The organism is Cryptosporangium minutisporangium (assembly GCF_039536245.1).
Lineage (GTDB): Bacteria > Actinomycetota > Actinomycetes > Mycobacteriales > Cryptosporangiaceae > Cryptosporangium > Cryptosporangium minutisporangium.
This window is the reverse complement of the sequence record NZ_BAAAYN010000008.1, coordinates 45,115-61,488: the sequence shown is the minus strand read 5'-3', so window position 1 is coordinate 61,488 and position 16,374 is coordinate 45,115. Positions and strand designations below refer to the sequence as shown.

Here is a 16,374-nt window from a genome sequence, read left to right as displayed (position 1 = left end):
GCCGCCCGCCGACGCGGGCTCCTTTTCGCGTTCCGTGCCCGCCGCCGGCGCCGGGGCTTCTCGGGAAGAGCGCCCCGACCGTGCCGCGAGTGGGCGGATTTTCGGGAAGAGCACCGCTGAGGGCACCGCCCGGGACGGATTTTCGGGAAGAGCACCCCTGAGGGCGCCGCCAGAGGTGGCCTTTCGGGAAAAGCGCCCACCACCCACCGAGCGGCACCAGCGGTGCCCACACCCGGAGGGCGGCGCCTGGGGTCAGGGGCGGCCGGGGGCGGCGGGGAAGCCGGGTTCGCCGGGCTTGATCGCGCAGATGGGCAGTTTCGGCTCGAGCTTGCACAGCTGCTCGATCCGCGGATCCCGGGGCGACTTCTTGCCGTTGCTGACGTTGATCCGGATGCTGCTGCCCTTGCTGATGTAGCTCCCGGCCGGCGGTTCGGTCCGGGAGACCCGGCCGGCGGGCTGGTCGGAGTCCTCCGCCTGGTAGTTGATCGAGACGTTGAAGCCCGCCGCCCGGAGCCGGTAGATCGCGCCGTCCGTCGTCTCGCCCTTCACGTCGGGAACGACGAGCATCGTGCCCCAGGACAACCGTCTGGGCGCCGGGACGAACTGCTTCACCGGCATGGCGCGTAACGCGGTCTCGAAGGTTTCCCGAACGATCTGGATCGGGAGCTGACTGTTCGGGACAGTGTCGTAGTACTTGTCCGGATTGGCGATGAAGGATGCGGCCGCGAGGTTCGGCGTGTAGCCCACGAACCACCCCGCGTTGTTGTTGTCGGTGGTGCCCGTCTTCCCGGCGATCGGCCGGTCGATCGCTCCGCCGACGCTCGTCGCGGTGGCGCCACCGCCGGGGTGTGTACAGGAGACACCGGACAGAGTGCTGTCCCCCACCGGGCAGCGGGCCGCGTCACTCGCGGCGTCGGCGACCTGCGGGCTGAACGCCCGTCTACAGGACGGATTTCCCACCGGTAAGAGACGACCACCCTGATCGGTGATCGATCGGACCGGCGTCGGTCGGCAGTACTTCCCCCGAGCCGCCACCGTCGCGTAGGCGTTCGCCATGTCGAGTGGGGTCACCTGAGCCGTTCCCAGGGTGAACGACCCCCAGGCCTGATCGCTCTTCTTGGCCCATTTGATGTTCTGCAGGTCCTTCGAGCCACGGAACACCACGCCGGCCGATTGCGCGGCGGCGACGGCGGCCTTCACGCTCGTTTCCTGCTGCAGCTGGATGAAGTAGGTGTTGGCGGACTCACCGAATCCGCTGGACATCGTATGGGCGCCGGTCATCGAGCCGGACGCGTTGCGGGGACAGTAGTACCTGCCGAATCTGCAGCCGCCGACGTACTGCGATACGAATTGCCGCGGCGCGTAGAGCGTGTGGCTCAGCGGAATGCCCCGTTGCAGTGCGGCCAACATCGTGAACATCTTGAACGTCGATCCGGCCTGGTACCCCGGGGAGACCGTCGACCCGCTCAGCAACGGGTTCTCCGTGTAGGGGTACGTCTTACCACCCGGATTCTTCGTGATGCCGTATTTGCGGTTGATCGCCATCGCCAGAACTCGGCCGGTACCCGGCTGCGCCATGACGATCCCGGTGGCGAATCGACTGTAGGCGCTGGGTCCTCTGTCGACCTGCTTCTGCGCTGCCTTCTGCATCCGGACGTCGATCGAGGAGACGATCCGGTAGCCGCCCCGCTTCAGCGCAGCCAGTCGCTCGGCCTTGGCGAGCCCGAACGACGGGTTGGCCTTCCACCAGTCGACGAACCAGCCGCAGAAGAACCCGAAGCTCACCCTGCTGTACTGGCAGCCCTGCACGTTGGACTGCGGGTTCAGCGTGAGCGGCGCCTTCTCCGCCGCGTCCGCCTGCGCCGGCGTGAGGTACTTCATCTTCACCATTTGACGCAGGACGTACGAGCGCCGCTCGAGCGCCGGCCTCGTCCCGTACCGCTTGTTCTCGACCGGGTTGTAGCGCGTCGGATCCTGGGCCAGGCCGGCGATCATCGCCGCCTCGGGGAGCGTCAACTGCGAGGGCTTCTTGCCGAAATAGACCCAGGACGCGGTGTGGATTCCGTAGCCGCCGTTGCCGAAATAGGTGATGTTCAGGTAGTTCTCCAGGATCTGATTCTTGGAGAGCCCCTCCTCCAACGCGACCGCGTACCGGATCTCGCGCAGTTTCCGGGCCGCCGTCTCCTCGGTGGCGGCCCGCAATTGGTTCTCGTTCGTTGCGCTGTACTTCAACACCGACCGGACGTACTGCTGGGTCAGCGTCGAGGCGCCCTGGGTGACCTCACCCGAGGCCTGGTTGCGGACGAGGGCGCGCAGGATTCCCTTTGCGTCGACCCCGTGGTGCTCATAGAACCGCAGATCCTCGGCGGCGACCATCGCCTGGCGCATCACCGGCGCGACGTCCTTGAGCGGCACACTCCGCCGGTTCTCCTCGAAGAACGTCGCGAGCACGGTCCGCCCGTCGCCGGCGAGCAGAGTCGACGCCGCCGGAAGGGGCGGGATCCTGATCTCCGTCGGTAAATTGCGGAACGAGTCGGAGGCCGACTTCGCCGTCCAACCGGTCGCCCCGACCACCGGGAAGGCGACAGCCGCCAACACGACACCGGCCAGAACTCCGCAGAACAGCAACGAGAGAACATTGGCCAGCCTGCGCTCGCGGCTCCACTCCACAGCGTCAGCGTATGGACGCCGTCCACGCCTGAGCGTCACTAAGGAAGGATTTAACCAACGCGGGGTGGCTATGTGACTGGAATGCCCGCTTTCCAAACTCCGGCGACCAGCGGTACCCCCGGACGGTACGCGAGGTAGACCGGATCAGGGGCGTCGAGCAGGACGACGTCCGCGCGGGAACCGACGCCGAGATGCCCGACGTCGTCGCGGCGCAGTGCAGCCGCCCCGCCGCGGGTGACCGCCCACAGCGCCTCCGCCGGCGTCATCCGCATCTCCCGCACGGCCAGAGCGACGCAGAACGGAATGCTCGACGTGAAGCACGACCCGGGGTTGCAGTCGGTGGCCACCGCCACGGTCACCCCCGCGTCCAGCAGGCGCCGGGCGTCCGGGTAGGGCGACCGGGTCGAGAACTCGACGCCCGGCAGCAGCGTGGCGACCGTGTCCGAGGCGGCCAGCGCGTCGACGTCGGCGTCGGAGAGGTGCGTGCAGTGGTCCGCGGACGCGGCACCGAACTCGACCGCCAGCTGCACCCCCGGTCCGGTGCCGAGCTGGTTGGCGTGCACCCGGGGCGCCAGTCCGCGCGCGACCCCGGCGGACAGCACCGCGCGGGTGGCGTCCGCATCAAACGCGCCACGTTCGCAGAACACGTCGATCCACTTCGCGTGCGGCGCACAGGCGTCGAGCATCGGGCCGCACACCAGGTCGACGTACTCCCCCGGGTCGGCGCCGGGCGCCACCACGTGTGCGCCCAGGTACGTCGTCTCGGGCGTGACCTCGCGCGCCAGCCGCAGCGACCGTTCCTCGTCCGGTACCGACAGGCCGTAGCCGGATTTGATCTCCAGCGTCGTACTGCCCTGCCGGTGGGCCTGGTCGACGAGGGTCCGGAGCCGGGTCCGCAGCTCGTCGTCGCCGGCCGCCCTGGTCGCGGCGACCGTGGTGCGGATGCCCCCGGTGGCGTACGGCGTCCCGGCCATCCGGGCCGCGAACTCCGCCGAGCGGTTACCGGCGAACACCAGGTGGTTGTGGCTGTCGACGAAGCCCGGGACGACGGCGCGCCCGGCGGCGTCCACGGCGACGTCGGCGGAGGGCGCCGCGCCGGACGGCCCGGCCCAGGCGACCCGGCCGTTCTCCAGTACGAGCGCGGCGTCGTGCAGCGTGCCGAGGTCGGGATCCTGGGTCACCAGCATCCCGATCCCGGTGATCACCGTGCTTCCCGCGGCGGCGCCGAGCCGAGGCGTCCGCGCGGTCATGCGAGGCCCCGGAGCGCGTCCGCGAGGGCGCGACCGACCTCGGGGACCCGGGTGTGGGCACCGTCAGCCACCACCACCCGGCCGTCCACGATCACCGAGCGCACGTCCGCGGCCCCGGCAGCGAACACCGCGGTCTCGGCGGCCGTGCCGGGCGTGAATCCGGCGGTCCGCACCGTGTCGGTCGCCACCGTGACCAGGTCGGCCCGGGCACCGACGCGCAGGGCACCGGCGTCCGGCCAGCCGAGCGAGTCGTGCGCGAACGCGGTCCCGAGCAGCTCGGCCGCCCGCCAGTGCCCACGCTCCCGGGTCCGCAGCCGCTCGTCCAGCTCCACCGCTCTGGCCTCCTCGAACAGGTCGATCACCGCGTGGCTGTCGCTGCCGAGCGAAACCGGCGACCCGGCATCGAACAGCGTCCGAATCGGACCGATGCCGTCCGCCAGGTCGCGCTCCGTCGTCGGGCAGGCACAGGTCGTCGTGGCCGAGCCGCCGATCAACGCCACGTCCGCGGCGGTGAGGTGGGTCGCGTGCACCACGGTCGTACGTGGCCCGAGCGCACCGGCGTCGGCGAGCAGGCGCGTCGGGGTGACCCCGTGCGCCGCGAGGCACGCCTCGTTCTCGGCCGGCTGCTCGGAGAGGTGGGTGTGCAGCGGGGCACCGTTCTCCGCGGCCCAGCGCACGACCGCACCGATCTGCTCCGCCGGGACCCCGCGTACCGAGTGCAGCGCCACCCCGACCCGGGCGTGGTTCGCCGGAGTCAGCGCGGCGACCCGCGACGCCCAGCGTTCCGCGTCGCCGTCGCCGAAGCGGAGCTGCGGCCCGTCCAGTGGGCGCGTCGCCCCATCAGGCTCGAGCCCGCCGACGAGGTAACAGGTGTCGAGCAGTGTGATCCGGATACCGGCGTCGGCCGCTGCCGCGACGAGCGCCGCGCCCATCGCGTTCGGGTCCGCGTAGGGCGTCCCACCGGGGCCGTGGTGCAGGTAGTGGAACTCGCCCACGCAGACGATCCCGGCCAGCGCCATCTCGGCGTAGACCGCCCGCGCGAGTGTGTAGTAACTGTCCGGGGTCAGCGTGGCCGCCAGCGCGTACATCTGCTCGCGCCACGTCCAGAACGTGCCGCGGTCGGCCTGCGTGCGTCCGCGCAGCGCGCGGTGGAACGCGTGCGAGTGCGCGTTCGCCAGCCCCGGCAGCGTCAGGCCGGGCAGCCGAGTAGCGCCGACCGGTTCCTCGGCGTCCGGCGTCACCGCGGCGATCCGCCCGTCGGTCACGTCGATCCGGACGCGTTCCGCGGCACCGTCCGGGAGCCAAGCCACCTCGGCCCAGTAGACGTCCGCAGCGGCGCCGGTGCCCGGCCCGGTCACCGCGTCGCCAGGTGTTCGAGCACGGACGCCAGCGCGTCGACGCCGGCCAGGCAGTCGTCCGGCCCGGCGTGCTCGTCGGGTGCGTGCGAGACCCCGGTCGGGTTGCGCACGAACAGCATCGCGGTCGGGACGTGCGCGGACAGCACCCCGGCGTCGTGGCCGGCTCCGGTCGGCAGGATCGGTGCGGTCCCGTCCGCCCGGACCACCGAGCACGCACCCTCCGGGGCGGACGCCCCCACCAGCGCGGCCAGCGAGTCGCGCAGGCCGCCGTCGAACTCGACTATCGGCGTCTCGGACTCCGCGGTGACCGTCACCGTCACGCCGTCCCGGTCGCCACGCTCGGCCGCCAGCGCGGTGATCTGCTCGACCACCCGATCGAGCACCGCGGACTCCGGCGCCCGCGAGTCCAGCCATGCCCGGACCAGCGAGGCGATCGCGTTGGTGCCGTTCGGCTCGACGGTCACCCGGCCGAACGTCGCGAGCGCACCGGCCAGCGCCGCCTGCTCACGGGCGCCGAGCACGGTGGCGGCGAACGTCAGCATCGGGTCGCGCCGGTCGGCCAGCCGGGTCGTCCCGGCGTGGTTGGCCGCACCGGCGAACTCGAACCGCCACCGTCCGTGCGGCCAGATCGCGCTGGCGACGCCGACCGCCGCCCCGGTATCGACCAGCGCACGCCCCTGCTCGACGTGCAGCTCGACGAACGTCCCGATCCTGGCCAGCCGCGACGGATCGGCGCCGAGCCCACCGGCGTCCAGCCCGGCGGCGTCCATCGCCTCCGCCCAAGTGACGCCCGCGGGGTCGCGCAACGCGCGCGCTCGGGCCGGGTCCACCGCACCGGTCAGCAACCGGGAGCCCAGGCACGGGACGCCGAACCGCGCCCCCTCCTCCTCGACGAAGTTCACCACCGCGAGCGGGCGCCGCGGCACCACACCCCTGGCCTTCAACGCCCCGACCGCCGCGAACGACGACACCACGCCCAGCGGCCCGTCGAACGCACCGCCGTCCGGCACCGAATCCAGGTGGGACCCGGTGACGACCGCGTCGTCGCCCGACCCCCACCACGCCCACTGGTTGCCGTTCCGGTCGGTCTCGACGTCCAGCCCGAGGCCGCGCGCGGTGTCGACGAACCAGGAGCGGCACTCGGTGTCGGCGGGCGTCCAGGAGAAGCGGCGGTAGCCGCCGGAGTCGGCCCGTCCTACCGGCAGCAGGTCGGACCAGAGCTGTTCGAAGCTCACGCACCCTCCTGCATCGGGATCCGCACCCCGCGCGTCGCGGCGACGTCGACCGCGTCCTCGTAACCCGCGTCGACGTGCCGGATCACGCCCATGCCGGGGTCGTTCGTGAGCACCCGCTCGATCTTCTGCCCGGCCAGCGCGGTCCCGTCGGCGACCGTGACCTGCCCGGCGTGGATCGACCGTCCGATACCAACACCGCCACCGTGGTGGATCGACACCCAGGACGCTCCGGACGCGGTGTTGACCAGCGCATTGAGCAGCGGCCAGTCGGCGATCGCGTCCGAGCCGTCGGCCATCGCCTCGGTCTCCCGGTACGGCGACGCGACGCTGCCGCAGTCGAGGTGGTCCCGCCCGATCACGATCGGCGCGCTCAGCTCACCGGACGCCACCATCTCGTTGAACCGGACGCCGGCCTTGTCCCGCTCGCCGTAACCGAGCCAGCAGATCCGGGCCGGGAGCCCCTGGAACGCGACCCGGTCCTGCGCGGCGCGGATCCAGCGGTGCAGGTGGTCGTTCTCCGGGAAGAGGCGCAGCACGGCCTCGTCGGTGGCGTGGATGTCCCGCGGGTCGCCGGAGAGCGCCGCCCACCGGAACGGGCCCTTGCCCTCGCTGAACAGCGGCCGGATGTACGCGGGTACGAAGCCGGGGAACGCGAACGCCCGGTCGAACCCGCCCTGCCTGGCCTCGTCCCGAATCGAGTTGCCGTAGTCGAACACCTCGGCACCTGCGTCGAGGAACCCGACCATGGCCTCGACGTGCTTGGCCATCGACGCGCGGGCGCGCGCGGTGAAGTCCACCGGGTCCTTCTCGGCCCTGGTTCGCCAGTCCGCGAGGTCGACGTCTTCCGGCAGGTACGACAGCGGGTCGTGCGCGCTGGTCTGGTCGGTGACGACGTCCACGGCGACGCCGCGCCGCAGCAGCTCGGGCAGCACCGTGGCGCAGTTGCCGACGACGCCGATGCTGAGGGCGCGGCGGTCCTGCTTCGCCTCCAGCGCGCGGGTGATCGCCTCGTCCAGGGAGGGCGCGACCTCGTCCAGGTAGCGCTGATCCACCCGTCGTCGCAGGCGGGTCTCGTCGACGTCGATCACCAGGCAGACGCCACCGTTGAGCGTCACCGCCAACGGCTGGGCCCCGCCCATGCCACCGCAGCCACCGGTGACGGTGAGCGTCCCGGCCAGCGTTCCGTCGAATCGTTTGGCCGCGACCGCCGCGAACGTCTCGTAGGTGCCTTGCAGGATGCCTTGTGTTCCGATGTAGATCCACGAGCCCGCGGTCATCTGCCCGTACATGGTCAGGCCCAGCTGCTCCAAGCGGCGGAACTCCGGCCAGGTCGCCCAGTCGCCGACCAGGTTCGAGTTCGCGAGCAGGACGCGCGGCGCCCACTCGTGCGTCCGCATCACGCCGACCGGCTTGCCGGACTGGACCAGCATCGTCTCGTCGTCCTTCAGCGTGGTCAGCGTGCGCACCATCGCGTCGAAGCTGGTCCAGTTCCGGGCCGCCCGGCCGGTGCCGCCGTAGACGACCAGGTCGTCCGGGCGTTCGGCCACCTCGGGGTCGAGGTTGTTCATCAGCATCCGCAGCGGGGCCTCGGTCTGCCACGACCGGGCGGTGAGCGCTGTGCCGCGCGCGGCGCGGACGGGTCGGGCGCCTTCCATCGGGCGATCCTTCCTGCTGGCGGATCGAGCGATCCGCGGGGACGAGGGCCGGGAGCGCTTCGGTGTGAACGAAGCGCTCGGCTCAGTGCAGTGGGCCGGTGACCGACTCGGCGGCGGTCAGCGCGTTTCCGTCGGCGACCAGCGCTACGGCGGCGTCGATCTCCGGCGCGAGGTAACGGTCGGGTCCCGGGCCCGCAACGGTGTTCCGCAGCCGCGCGACAACCGCACCGGTCGCCGGCGCCGGGGCGAGCGGTGCGCGCAGGTCGAGGGCTCGGGCGGCGGTGAGCAGCTCGATCGCGAGCACCCGGGTGAGGCCGTCGAGCGCTCGGCGCAGCTTGCGGGCGGCCGACCACCCCATCGAGACGTGGTCCTCCTGCATCGCCGACGACGGGATCGAGTCGACGCTCGCCGGGGCGGCGAGCCGCTTCAGCTCCGACACGATCGCGGCCTGGGTGTACTGCGCGATCATGTAGCCGCTGTCGACCCCGGCGTCGTGCGACAGGAACGGCGGCAGACCATGACTGCGGGCGACGTCGAGCAGCCGGTCGGTGCGGCGCTCCGCCATCGACGCCAGGTCCGCGACCGCGATCGCGAGGAAGTCGAGCACGTAGCCGACCGGGGCGCCGTGGAAGTTGCCGTTGCTCTCCACCCGGCCGTCGACCGTGACGACCGGGTTGTCGACCGCGGCGGCCAGCTCGCGACCGGCGACCGCCTCGGCGTGCGCGAGCGTGTCCCTGGCGGCGCCGTGCACCTGCGGGGCACACCGCAGCGAGTAGGCGTCCTGCACGCGAGTGCAGGCATGCGGGTCACGGTGGCTGGCCATGATCGGCGAGCCCGCGAGGATCGCTCGCAGGTTCGCGGCGCTGGCCGCCTGGCCCGGGTGCGGACGCAACGCCTGCAGGTCGGCGGCGAACACCGCGTCGGTGCCGAGCAACGCCTCGACGCTCATCGCCGCGGTGAGGTCGGCGGTGCGCAGCAGCCGGCGCAGGTCGGCGGCGGCGAGCAGGAGCTGCCCGAGCATGCCGTCGGTGCCGTTGATCAGCGCCAGCCCCTCCTTCTCCCGGAGCGCGACCGGAGTGAGCCCGGCCGCGGCCAGCGCCTCCGCGGCCGGGCGGCGAACACCGAGCGCGTCGGTCACGAACCCTTCACCGGTGAGGACGAGCGCGCAGTGGGCGAGCGGCGCCAGGTCGCCGGAGCAGCCCAGCGATCCGTACTCGTGGACGACCGGCGTGATCCCGGCGTTGAGCAGCCCGGCGTAGGCCTGCGCGGTCTCCAGCCGGACGCCGGTACGCCCGGTGGCGAGCGTGGCCAGCCGCAGCAGCATCAGCGCACGGACCACCTCCCGCTCGACCTCGGGGCCGGAGCCGGCGGCGTGCGAGCGGATCAAGCTGTGCTGCAGTGCGGTGCGACGGTCGGTGGGGATGTGCTTGGTGGCGAGCGCACCGAAGCCCGTGGAGACGCCGTAGTGCGGCGTGTCGTCGTCGGCCAGCTCTTGGATCACCCGGCTGCTCGCCACGATCGCCAGCTCGGCCTCCGCCGCCAGCATGACCGGGGCATCCGCGCGGGCCACCGCCACGACGTCGTCCGCATCGAGAGGACCTGCACCGACCAGCACCGCATCACCCATGGGTCCATGGGACACCACCGGCGTCGCCGGAGGACAGAACGCCGGGCCGGGTCTTGTCTGGTATCCCAGACAAGAGGCTAGGGTCGACGCATGGCCGAGGCGTCCCGTGCCCCCGAGTCGACACCGCCGCGTTCCTCCCAGGTCCCCGCCGCCGCGCAGGTGCTGGCCATCCTGCGGTACCTCGCTCGGCAGGCCGGGCCCGTTCCAGCGGCCGCGATCGCCCGGGATCTCGGGCTTCCCCGCTCGACCACCTACCACCTGCTGACGACGCTCACCGACGCCGGTTTCGTCGTCCACCTGCCTGAGGAGCGGCGGTACGCGCTCGGGGTGAGCGCCTACGAGCTGGGCACCGGCTACACCCGGCAGGCGCCGCTGCAGCGGCTGGCGCGGGTGCCGCTGGCGGCGCTGGTCGACCGCGTCGGGCAGAGCGCCCACCTGGCCGTCCTGCACGGCCGCGAGGTGATCTACGTGATCGAGGAGCGCGCACCCGGTCGGCCCCCGCTCGTCACCGACGTCGGGGTGCGACTACCCGCGCAGCTCACCGCGAGTGGCCGGGCGATGCTCGCCGCGCTCCCCGCCCCGGCGGTGCGCGCGCTGTTCCCCGACGCGGCGGCGTTCGTCCGCCGCCACGATCTGGGGCCGACAACATATGCAGAACTGCGCCGCCTGCTCAGCGACACCGGACGCGCCGGGTACGCGACCGAGGACGGCGAGGTGACGCCCGGGTTCGCGTCCGTGGCGACGGCGGTGCGGGACCACGCGGGCCACCCGGTCGCGGCGATAGCCGTCACGTACCCGGTGGCGGAGGGCGACCCGGCGACGCTCGCCCCGCAGGTCCGCCGCACCGCGGCCGAGATCAGCCGCCGCGTCGGCGGCACACGCTGAGATTATTGGCCCGCTTCCGACGTGTCACGCGGCCCGCATACGTCGGAATCGGGACAGATTTTCAGCGGAGGCGTACGGGGAGGCGATCCAGGCCGCGGATCAGCGTGGAGGGGCGCCAGGTGAGCTCGTCCGGCTCGGCGTCCAGGGCCAACGCCGGGAACCGCTCCAGCAGCCGGGTGAACGCCACCTCGCCCTCGAGCCGCGCCAACGCAGCGCCGAGACAGTGGTGGATGCCGTGCCCGAACGCCAGGTGACTGCTCGCCTGCCGCCGGACGTCGAGCGTGTCGGCGTCCGGATAGCGGTGCGGATCGCGGTTGGCCGCGCTCAGCGATACCAGCACCACCTCGTCGGGCGGAATGTCGACGCCGCCGATGACGGTCGGCTCCGTGGTGAACCGGACCGTGGCCAGGTGTACCGGTCCGTCCCAACGGAGGAACTCCTCCACCGCACCGGGCACCAACGCCGGGTCCGCACGCAGCGCCGCGAGCTGTTCGGGATGGCGCAGCAGCGCGAACGTGCCGGTCCCGATCAGGTTGACGGTGGTCTCGTGGCCGGCGACCAGCAGCAGGAACGCCATCGAGATCGCCTCGTGCCGGGACAGCTGGTCGGTGTCCTCGCTGGCTTGGACGATCGCGCCGAGCATGTCGTCGCCTGCGTGCTCGCGACGGGCGTCCACCAGGTCGGTGAGGTAGCGGGCCATCGCGGCGCCCGCGGCGGTGTGGGTCTCTTCGTCGCCGAACTGCAGGATCGTGTTCGACCAGGAGCGGAAGTCGTCCCGGTCGTCCTTCGGGACGCCGAGCAGCTCGCAGATCACCGTGATCGGCAGCGGGACGGCGTACGCGTCCAGCAGGTCGACGCGGTCCGGGCCGGCCTCCATCGCGTCCAGCAGTTCGGCCGCGATCTGCTCGATCCGGGGGCGGAGCGCGGCGATGGCCCGGCCGGTGAACGCCTTGCCGACCAGCTTGCGCAGCCGGGTGTGGGACGGCGGGTCGGCGCTGAGCATGTGCGCGTTGATCGCGTCCTCGAACGTCCGGCGGCCGGGCCCGTACCGGGCCTCCATCAGCTGCCGGAACTCCTCGCTGTCCTTGTGCAGAGTGGGGTCGGTGAGCGCGCCGCGCGCGTCGTCGTACCGGGTGATCAGCCAGACCGGGTTGCCGAGCGGTGTGATCACCCGGGCGACCGGACGCTCCTCGCGCAGCCACGCGTAATCGGCGTGCGGATCGGCGTAGAACTCCGGGCCGAGCCGCAGATACTGGTCGGAGCTGGTCATCAGATCACCTTCCGCCGCCTGGCGTTCACCGTACAGATCGGGGTAAAACCGTGGGATCCAATGCTGGCTCCGCCGCGTCCAACCGGTCATGACCAGACTCGCGCTGCTGTTCGTGCTCTTGCTCGTCGCCGCGTGCGGCCCCGCCGAGGGCTCGGAGTCGCCAGCCACTGACCGGCCCGACGACCCGCTCGCCGGGAAGGTGTTCCGGTCGGTCGCGGTGACCGAGGACGGCGCGGACCGGCCGCTGGCCACCGACGTACCGATCACGTTGCGGTTCGGCACCGACCGCACGATCAACGTCCAGGCCGCCTGCAACCAGATCAGCGGGCCGGTCACGATCGACGGCGACCGGCTGCGGGTCGGCGACCTGATGACGACGGAGATGGGGTGCGACCCGCCGCGGATGGCGGAGGACGAGTGGCTGTCCGCGTTCTTCCGGGCGACGCCCACCTGGCGCCTGGCCGCCCGCGACCTGGTGCTGGCCACCGACCGGACGGAGATCAGGTTCGCACCGTTCGAGTCGACGTCGCCGCCGGTGATCGGCACCCGATGGGTCGTCACCGGGCTGGTGAGCGGCGAGAGCGTAGGCAGCGTCCCGGCGGGTGTCGAGGCGTTCCTCACGTTCGACGAGAACCGGGTGACCGGGTCGACCGGCTGCAACCGGCTGAGTGGGTCGGTGGCCCTCGAGTCCGCCGAGGTCCGGTTCGGGCCGGTGGTGACCACGAAGATGGCGTGCGGTGGCGGCGCCGACGCGACCGAGCGGGCGGTCCTGGCCGTGCTGAACGCCGGCACCGTGCGCATGTCCCTCGAGAGCGGCACGCTCCGCCTCACCGCCGGTGAGAAAGGGCTGATGCTCGAGGGGCGCTGAGTGCACTTTTACGTGGTTCCGCTGGCGGTACCGGAGAAGCATGAGCATCGGCGGGGCACGCCGAAGGAGCAGCTCACATGTGGAAGTCACGCCGGCGCTGGAACGCCGAAGCCGACCGGCACCGCGGCGCGGCCGCCTACGCCTACGCCGACGGGCGGTTCGCCGAAGCGGAGGCGGACGCGCGGTCGGCGCTCGCCCGGCGGGAGCGCGCGGTCGGCGCCGACAGCCCCGCAGCTGCCGGGGACGCCGTCGCGCTCGCGGCCGTCCTCGCCGCCCTCGACCGGCGGGCCGAGGCCAACGCGCTCTACCAGCGGGCACTCGCGACCTACCGGCGGCACTCCGGGCCGGAGCACTACGACGTCGCGGTCTGCCTGCACGGGCTGGCCCTGCTGCACGCCGACACCGAGCCCGCGCTGAGCCGCCGCCGGCTGCAGGCGGCGCTGTGGATCAAGCGGTCAGCGCTGGGCGGAATCCACCCCGAGGTGGTGGATTTGCTGGACGACCTAGCCGCCCTCTCCGCAGTCCCGGTCCCCGCCTGACCCAGCACGAGGCGCGCGGGGCGCGGGGCGGGCTCGGGCGACGGGAGAGCTAAGGAATCGCCGCGCCCCGCCGATAAGACGGACCTGAGCCGTGTCCGCGACGCCGGAGACGGCTCAGCGCTCTCGACGCCGTCGCGAAGGACACCATGTACCAGACGTTCCGCCCCCTGATCGATGCGCTCAAGGGACGCGGTGCGGACCCTGCCGCACTGGACCGGGCGGCCGCGGAGGCGGAACGATCCGGACGGTCGCTGCGCGGCATCCTCATCAACGACCACGTGGTCACCGAGGCCGAACTCACCGCGGCGTCCGCCGACGTCTACGGAATGAACAGCGTCGACCTCGTCAACTACCCGATCGACCCGGTCGCGCTGGCGAAGATCCCGATCGGGCTGGTCGTCCGGCACCGCGTCCTCGGCCTGTCGATCGACGGCGACGAGATCACGGTCGGCATCACCGACCCCAGCGACATCGTCGCGCTCGACGACGTCCGGGCCGCGACCGGCATGGTCGTCCGCCCGGTCATGGTCGCCCGCACCGAGCTGCGCAAGATCATCTCGAAGCTGCAGCGCGAGGAGAACGACCTCGGGGAGGTCGCCGAGACCCTCCGCGCCGAAGCACCGACGCCGGCCAGCGTCTCCAGCCTGACCAGCAGCGACCAGGACGCGCCGATCGTCCGGTACGTGAACTCGATGATCGGGCAGGCGATCCAGAGCCGCGCCTCCGACCTGCACCTCGAGCCGACCGAGCACGACATGCGCGTGCGGTTCCGGATCGACGGCGTGCTGCACGAGATCGACAACGTCCCGCAGAACGTCCAGGCGGCGCTGGTGTCCCGGCTGAAGATCATGTCCGGCGTCGACATCACCGAGAAGCGCGTACCGCAGAACGGGCGCATCACGGTGGAGATCAACAACCGCGCGGTCGACCTGCGGACCGCCACGTTGCCGACGGTCTGGGGCGAGAAGGTCGTGCTCCGGGTGCTCGACACCGGCGGCGGCATGGAGCTGGAGCTCGGCACGCTGGGCTTCACCGAGGCGAACATGACCCGCTTCGCCACCGCGTACCGCAAGCCGCACGGCATGGTGCTGGTCACCGGCCCCACCGGCTCCGGCAAGTCGACGACGCTCTACGCGACGCTCGCCGAGATCAGCAAGCCGACCGTCAACATCATCACGGTGGAGGACCCGGTCGAGTACCGGTTGCCCGGCGTCAACCAGATCCAGGTCAACCTGAAAGCAGGGCTGACGTTCGCCGCGGTCCTGCCGGCGATCCTGCGGTCCGACCCGGACATCATCCTGATCGGTGAGATCCGCGACCGGGTGACCGCCCAGCTGGCCGTCGAGGCCGCACTCACCGGTCACCTGGTGCTGTCCACGCTGCACACGAACGACGCGCCGAGCGCGGTGACCCGGCTGACCGAGATGGGCATCGAACCGTTCCTGGTCGGCTCGTCGGTGGATTGTGTTGTCGCCCAGCGGCTGGCCCGCCGCCTCTGCGACTGGTGCAAGGAGACGTACCAGCCGACCGAGTCCGAACTCGCCGGCGCGGCCTGGCCGACCGAGGAGCTCGGGGCGCCGGAGATGCTCTGGAAGCCGGTCGGCTGCCGGAACTGCGCCGGGACCGGGTTCCGCGGCCGGATCGCGGTGCACGAGGTGATGCCGGTGACCGAGGAGATCGAGCGGCTGACCGTCGACCACGCGTCCGCCCGCGAGATCCACCGGGTCGCCGACGCCGAAGGCATGCGCGACCTGCGGGTCGACGGGTTCAGCAAGGCGTGCAGCGGCCAGACGTCGCTGCCCGAGGTGCTCCGCGTGACCGTCTGAGGGGTTTCGCTCAGCATCCGCGGCCGGACGCCGATCAGAGCGGACGGGGGGTGGACATCGGTGGTGGACGCAGTCGGCACGCTCCGGCGGGACTTCGCGCCGACCGCCGCCGACCAGGACCGCGAGTCCCTCAACGCGATGCTCGTGACGCTCGTCCAGTCGGGCGGATCCGACTTGCACTTGACCGTCGCCGCCCCGCCGACCGGGCGGATCAACGGCACGCTGCGCCCGCTCCCGGGCTACGACGACCTGACCCCGGCCGACACCGCGGCGCTCGCCAGGGCGGCCACCGACGATGTCCAGTGGGCGAAGTTCGAGCGCGACCACGAGCTCGACCTCGCGTACAGCGTCGAGGGTGTCTCCCGGTTCCGGGTGAACCTCTACACGCAGCGCGGGTCGTGCGCGGCGGCGTTCCGCGCCATTCCGCACGTGATCAAGCCGCTGGAAGAGCTCGGCGTTCCGGATTCGGTGGCCCGGTTCGCCGGGCTACCGCGTGGTCTGGTGCTGGTCACCGGCCCCACCGGCTCCGGCAAGACGACGACGCTCGCCGGGCTCGTCGACCTGGCGAACCGCACCCGCTCGACGCACATCGTCACGATCGAGGACCCGATCGAGTTCCTCCACACGCACCGTCGCAGCCTGGTCAACCAGCGGGAGGTCGGCGACGACACCGACTCGTTCGCCAACGCGCTCAAGGCCGCGCTGCGACAGGACCCGGACATCATCCTGGTCGGCGAGCTCCGCGACCTGGAGACGACGTCCACCGCATTGACCGCGGCGGAGACCGGTCACCTGGTGCTGGCCACACTGCACACGCAGAGCGCCACCCAGACGATCGACCGCATCATCGACATCTTCCCGCCGCACCAGCAGCCGCAGATCCGGGCCCAGCTCTCCACCGCGCTGCAGGGCGTGATCAGCCAGGCGCTCGCGCCCAGAGCCGACGGGAACGGCCGGACGATCATCACCGAGATCATGTCGCTCACCCCGGCGATCCGGAACCTGATCCGGGAGGGAAAGACCCACCAGATCTCGTCGTTCATGCAGGCCGGAGCCGGTGAGGGCATGCTCTCGTTCGACCAGCACCTGGCCGAGCGCGTGCGGCAGCAGGTGATCACGTTCGAGCAGGGGCTCACGCTCTGCCACTCGGTCGAGGAGTACGCGCGGCTGGCGGGCCGACGATGAGCGATC

Annotated in this window: 12 protein-coding genes; 5 read left to right on the top strand and 7 right to left on the bottom strand. The window is 71.8% G+C overall.

Going from position 1 to position 16,374, the window contains the following annotated elements; translation table 11 throughout:
* Positions 1–252 precede the first annotated feature (252 nt).
* The 6 genes from ABEB28_RS07420 to hutH all read right to left on the bottom strand — a co-directional run bounded on the left by ABEB28_RS07420 (position 253) and on the right by hutH (position 9,795).
* Positions 253–2,670, bottom strand: coding sequence for a penicillin-binding protein (locus ABEB28_RS07420; RefSeq protein WP_345727240.1), 2,418 nt, complete (start codon positions 2,668–2,670; stop codon positions 253–255).
* 68 nt (positions 2,671–2,738) lie between these two features.
* Positions 2,739–3,920, bottom strand: a complete 1,182-nt coding sequence (hutI, locus tag ABEB28_RS07415) for an imidazolonepropionase (protein ID WP_345727239.1) — start codon at positions 3,918–3,920, stop codon at positions 2,739–2,741.
* Positions 3,917–5,278 (bottom strand): formimidoylglutamate deiminase, encoded by a 1,362-nt coding sequence (locus ABEB28_RS07410; RefSeq protein WP_345727238.1) that lies wholly within the window; start codon positions 5,276–5,278, stop codon positions 3,917–3,919. Before ABEB28_RS07410 ends, hutI begins: the two co-directional genes overlap by 4 nt.
* Positions 5,275–6,513: an allantoate amidohydrolase gene (locus ABEB28_RS07405; RefSeq protein ID WP_345727237.1), complete on the bottom strand. Its 1,239-nt coding sequence runs from the start codon at positions 6,511–6,513 to the stop codon at positions 5,275–5,277. The genes ABEB28_RS07410 and ABEB28_RS07405 overlap by 4 nt, the downstream gene beginning before the upstream one ends.
* Positions 6,510–8,168, bottom strand: coding sequence for a urocanate hydratase (gene hutU, locus ABEB28_RS07400; protein ID WP_345727236.1), 1,659 nt, complete (start codon positions 8,166–8,168; stop codon positions 6,510–6,512). The genes ABEB28_RS07405 and hutU overlap by 4 nt, the downstream gene beginning before the upstream one ends.
* An 82-nt stretch (positions 8,169–8,250) precedes the next feature.
* A complete protein-coding gene (hutH, locus tag ABEB28_RS07395) occupies positions 8,251–9,795 on the bottom strand; it encodes a histidine ammonia-lyase (protein WP_345727235.1) in 1,545 nt (514 codons plus the stop codon).
* Positions 9,796–9,885: 90 nt separating this feature from the next.
* On the opposite strand from hutH, the gene ABEB28_RS07390 reads away from it, so the two are divergent.
* A complete protein-coding gene (locus ABEB28_RS07390) occupies positions 9,886–10,680 on the top strand; it encodes an IclR family transcriptional regulator (RefSeq protein WP_345727234.1) in 795 nt (264 codons plus the stop codon).
* Positions 10,681–10,741: 61 nt separating this feature from the next.
* On the opposite strand, the gene ABEB28_RS07385 is transcribed toward ABEB28_RS07390, so the two are convergent.
* The gene (locus ABEB28_RS07385) at positions 10,742–11,950 is read right to left on the bottom strand and encodes a cytochrome P450 family protein (RefSeq protein ID WP_345727233.1); all 1,209 of its coding nucleotides are present in this window, start codon (positions 11,948–11,950) and stop codon (positions 10,742–10,744) included.
* 88 nt (positions 11,951–12,038) lie between these two features.
* On the opposite strand from ABEB28_RS07385, the gene ABEB28_RS07380 reads away from it, so the two are divergent.
* The 4 genes from ABEB28_RS07380 to ABEB28_RS07365 all read left to right on the top strand — a co-directional run bounded on the left by ABEB28_RS07380 (position 12,039) and on the right by ABEB28_RS07365 (position 16,368).
* Positions 12,039–12,818, top strand: coding sequence for an META domain-containing protein (locus ABEB28_RS07380; RefSeq protein ID WP_345727232.1), 780 nt, complete (start codon positions 12,039–12,041; stop codon positions 12,816–12,818).
* Between the two features lie 77 nt (positions 12,819–12,895).
* A complete protein-coding gene (locus tag ABEB28_RS07375; RefSeq protein ID WP_345727231.1) occupies positions 12,896–13,357 on the top strand; it encodes a tetratricopeptide repeat protein in 462 nt (153 codons plus the stop codon).
* 146 nt (positions 13,358–13,503) lie between these two features.
* Positions 13,504–15,183, top strand: a complete 1,680-nt coding sequence (locus ABEB28_RS07370; RefSeq protein WP_345727230.1) for a GspE/PulE family protein — start codon at positions 13,504–13,506, stop codon at positions 15,181–15,183.
* A 138-nt stretch (positions 15,184–15,321) separates the two neighbouring features.
* Positions 15,322–16,368: a type IV pilus twitching motility protein PilT gene (locus ABEB28_RS07365; protein ID WP_345727286.1), complete on the top strand. Its 1,047-nt coding sequence runs from the start codon at positions 15,322–15,324 to the stop codon at positions 16,366–16,368.
* Positions 16,369–16,374: the final 6 nt, after the last annotated feature.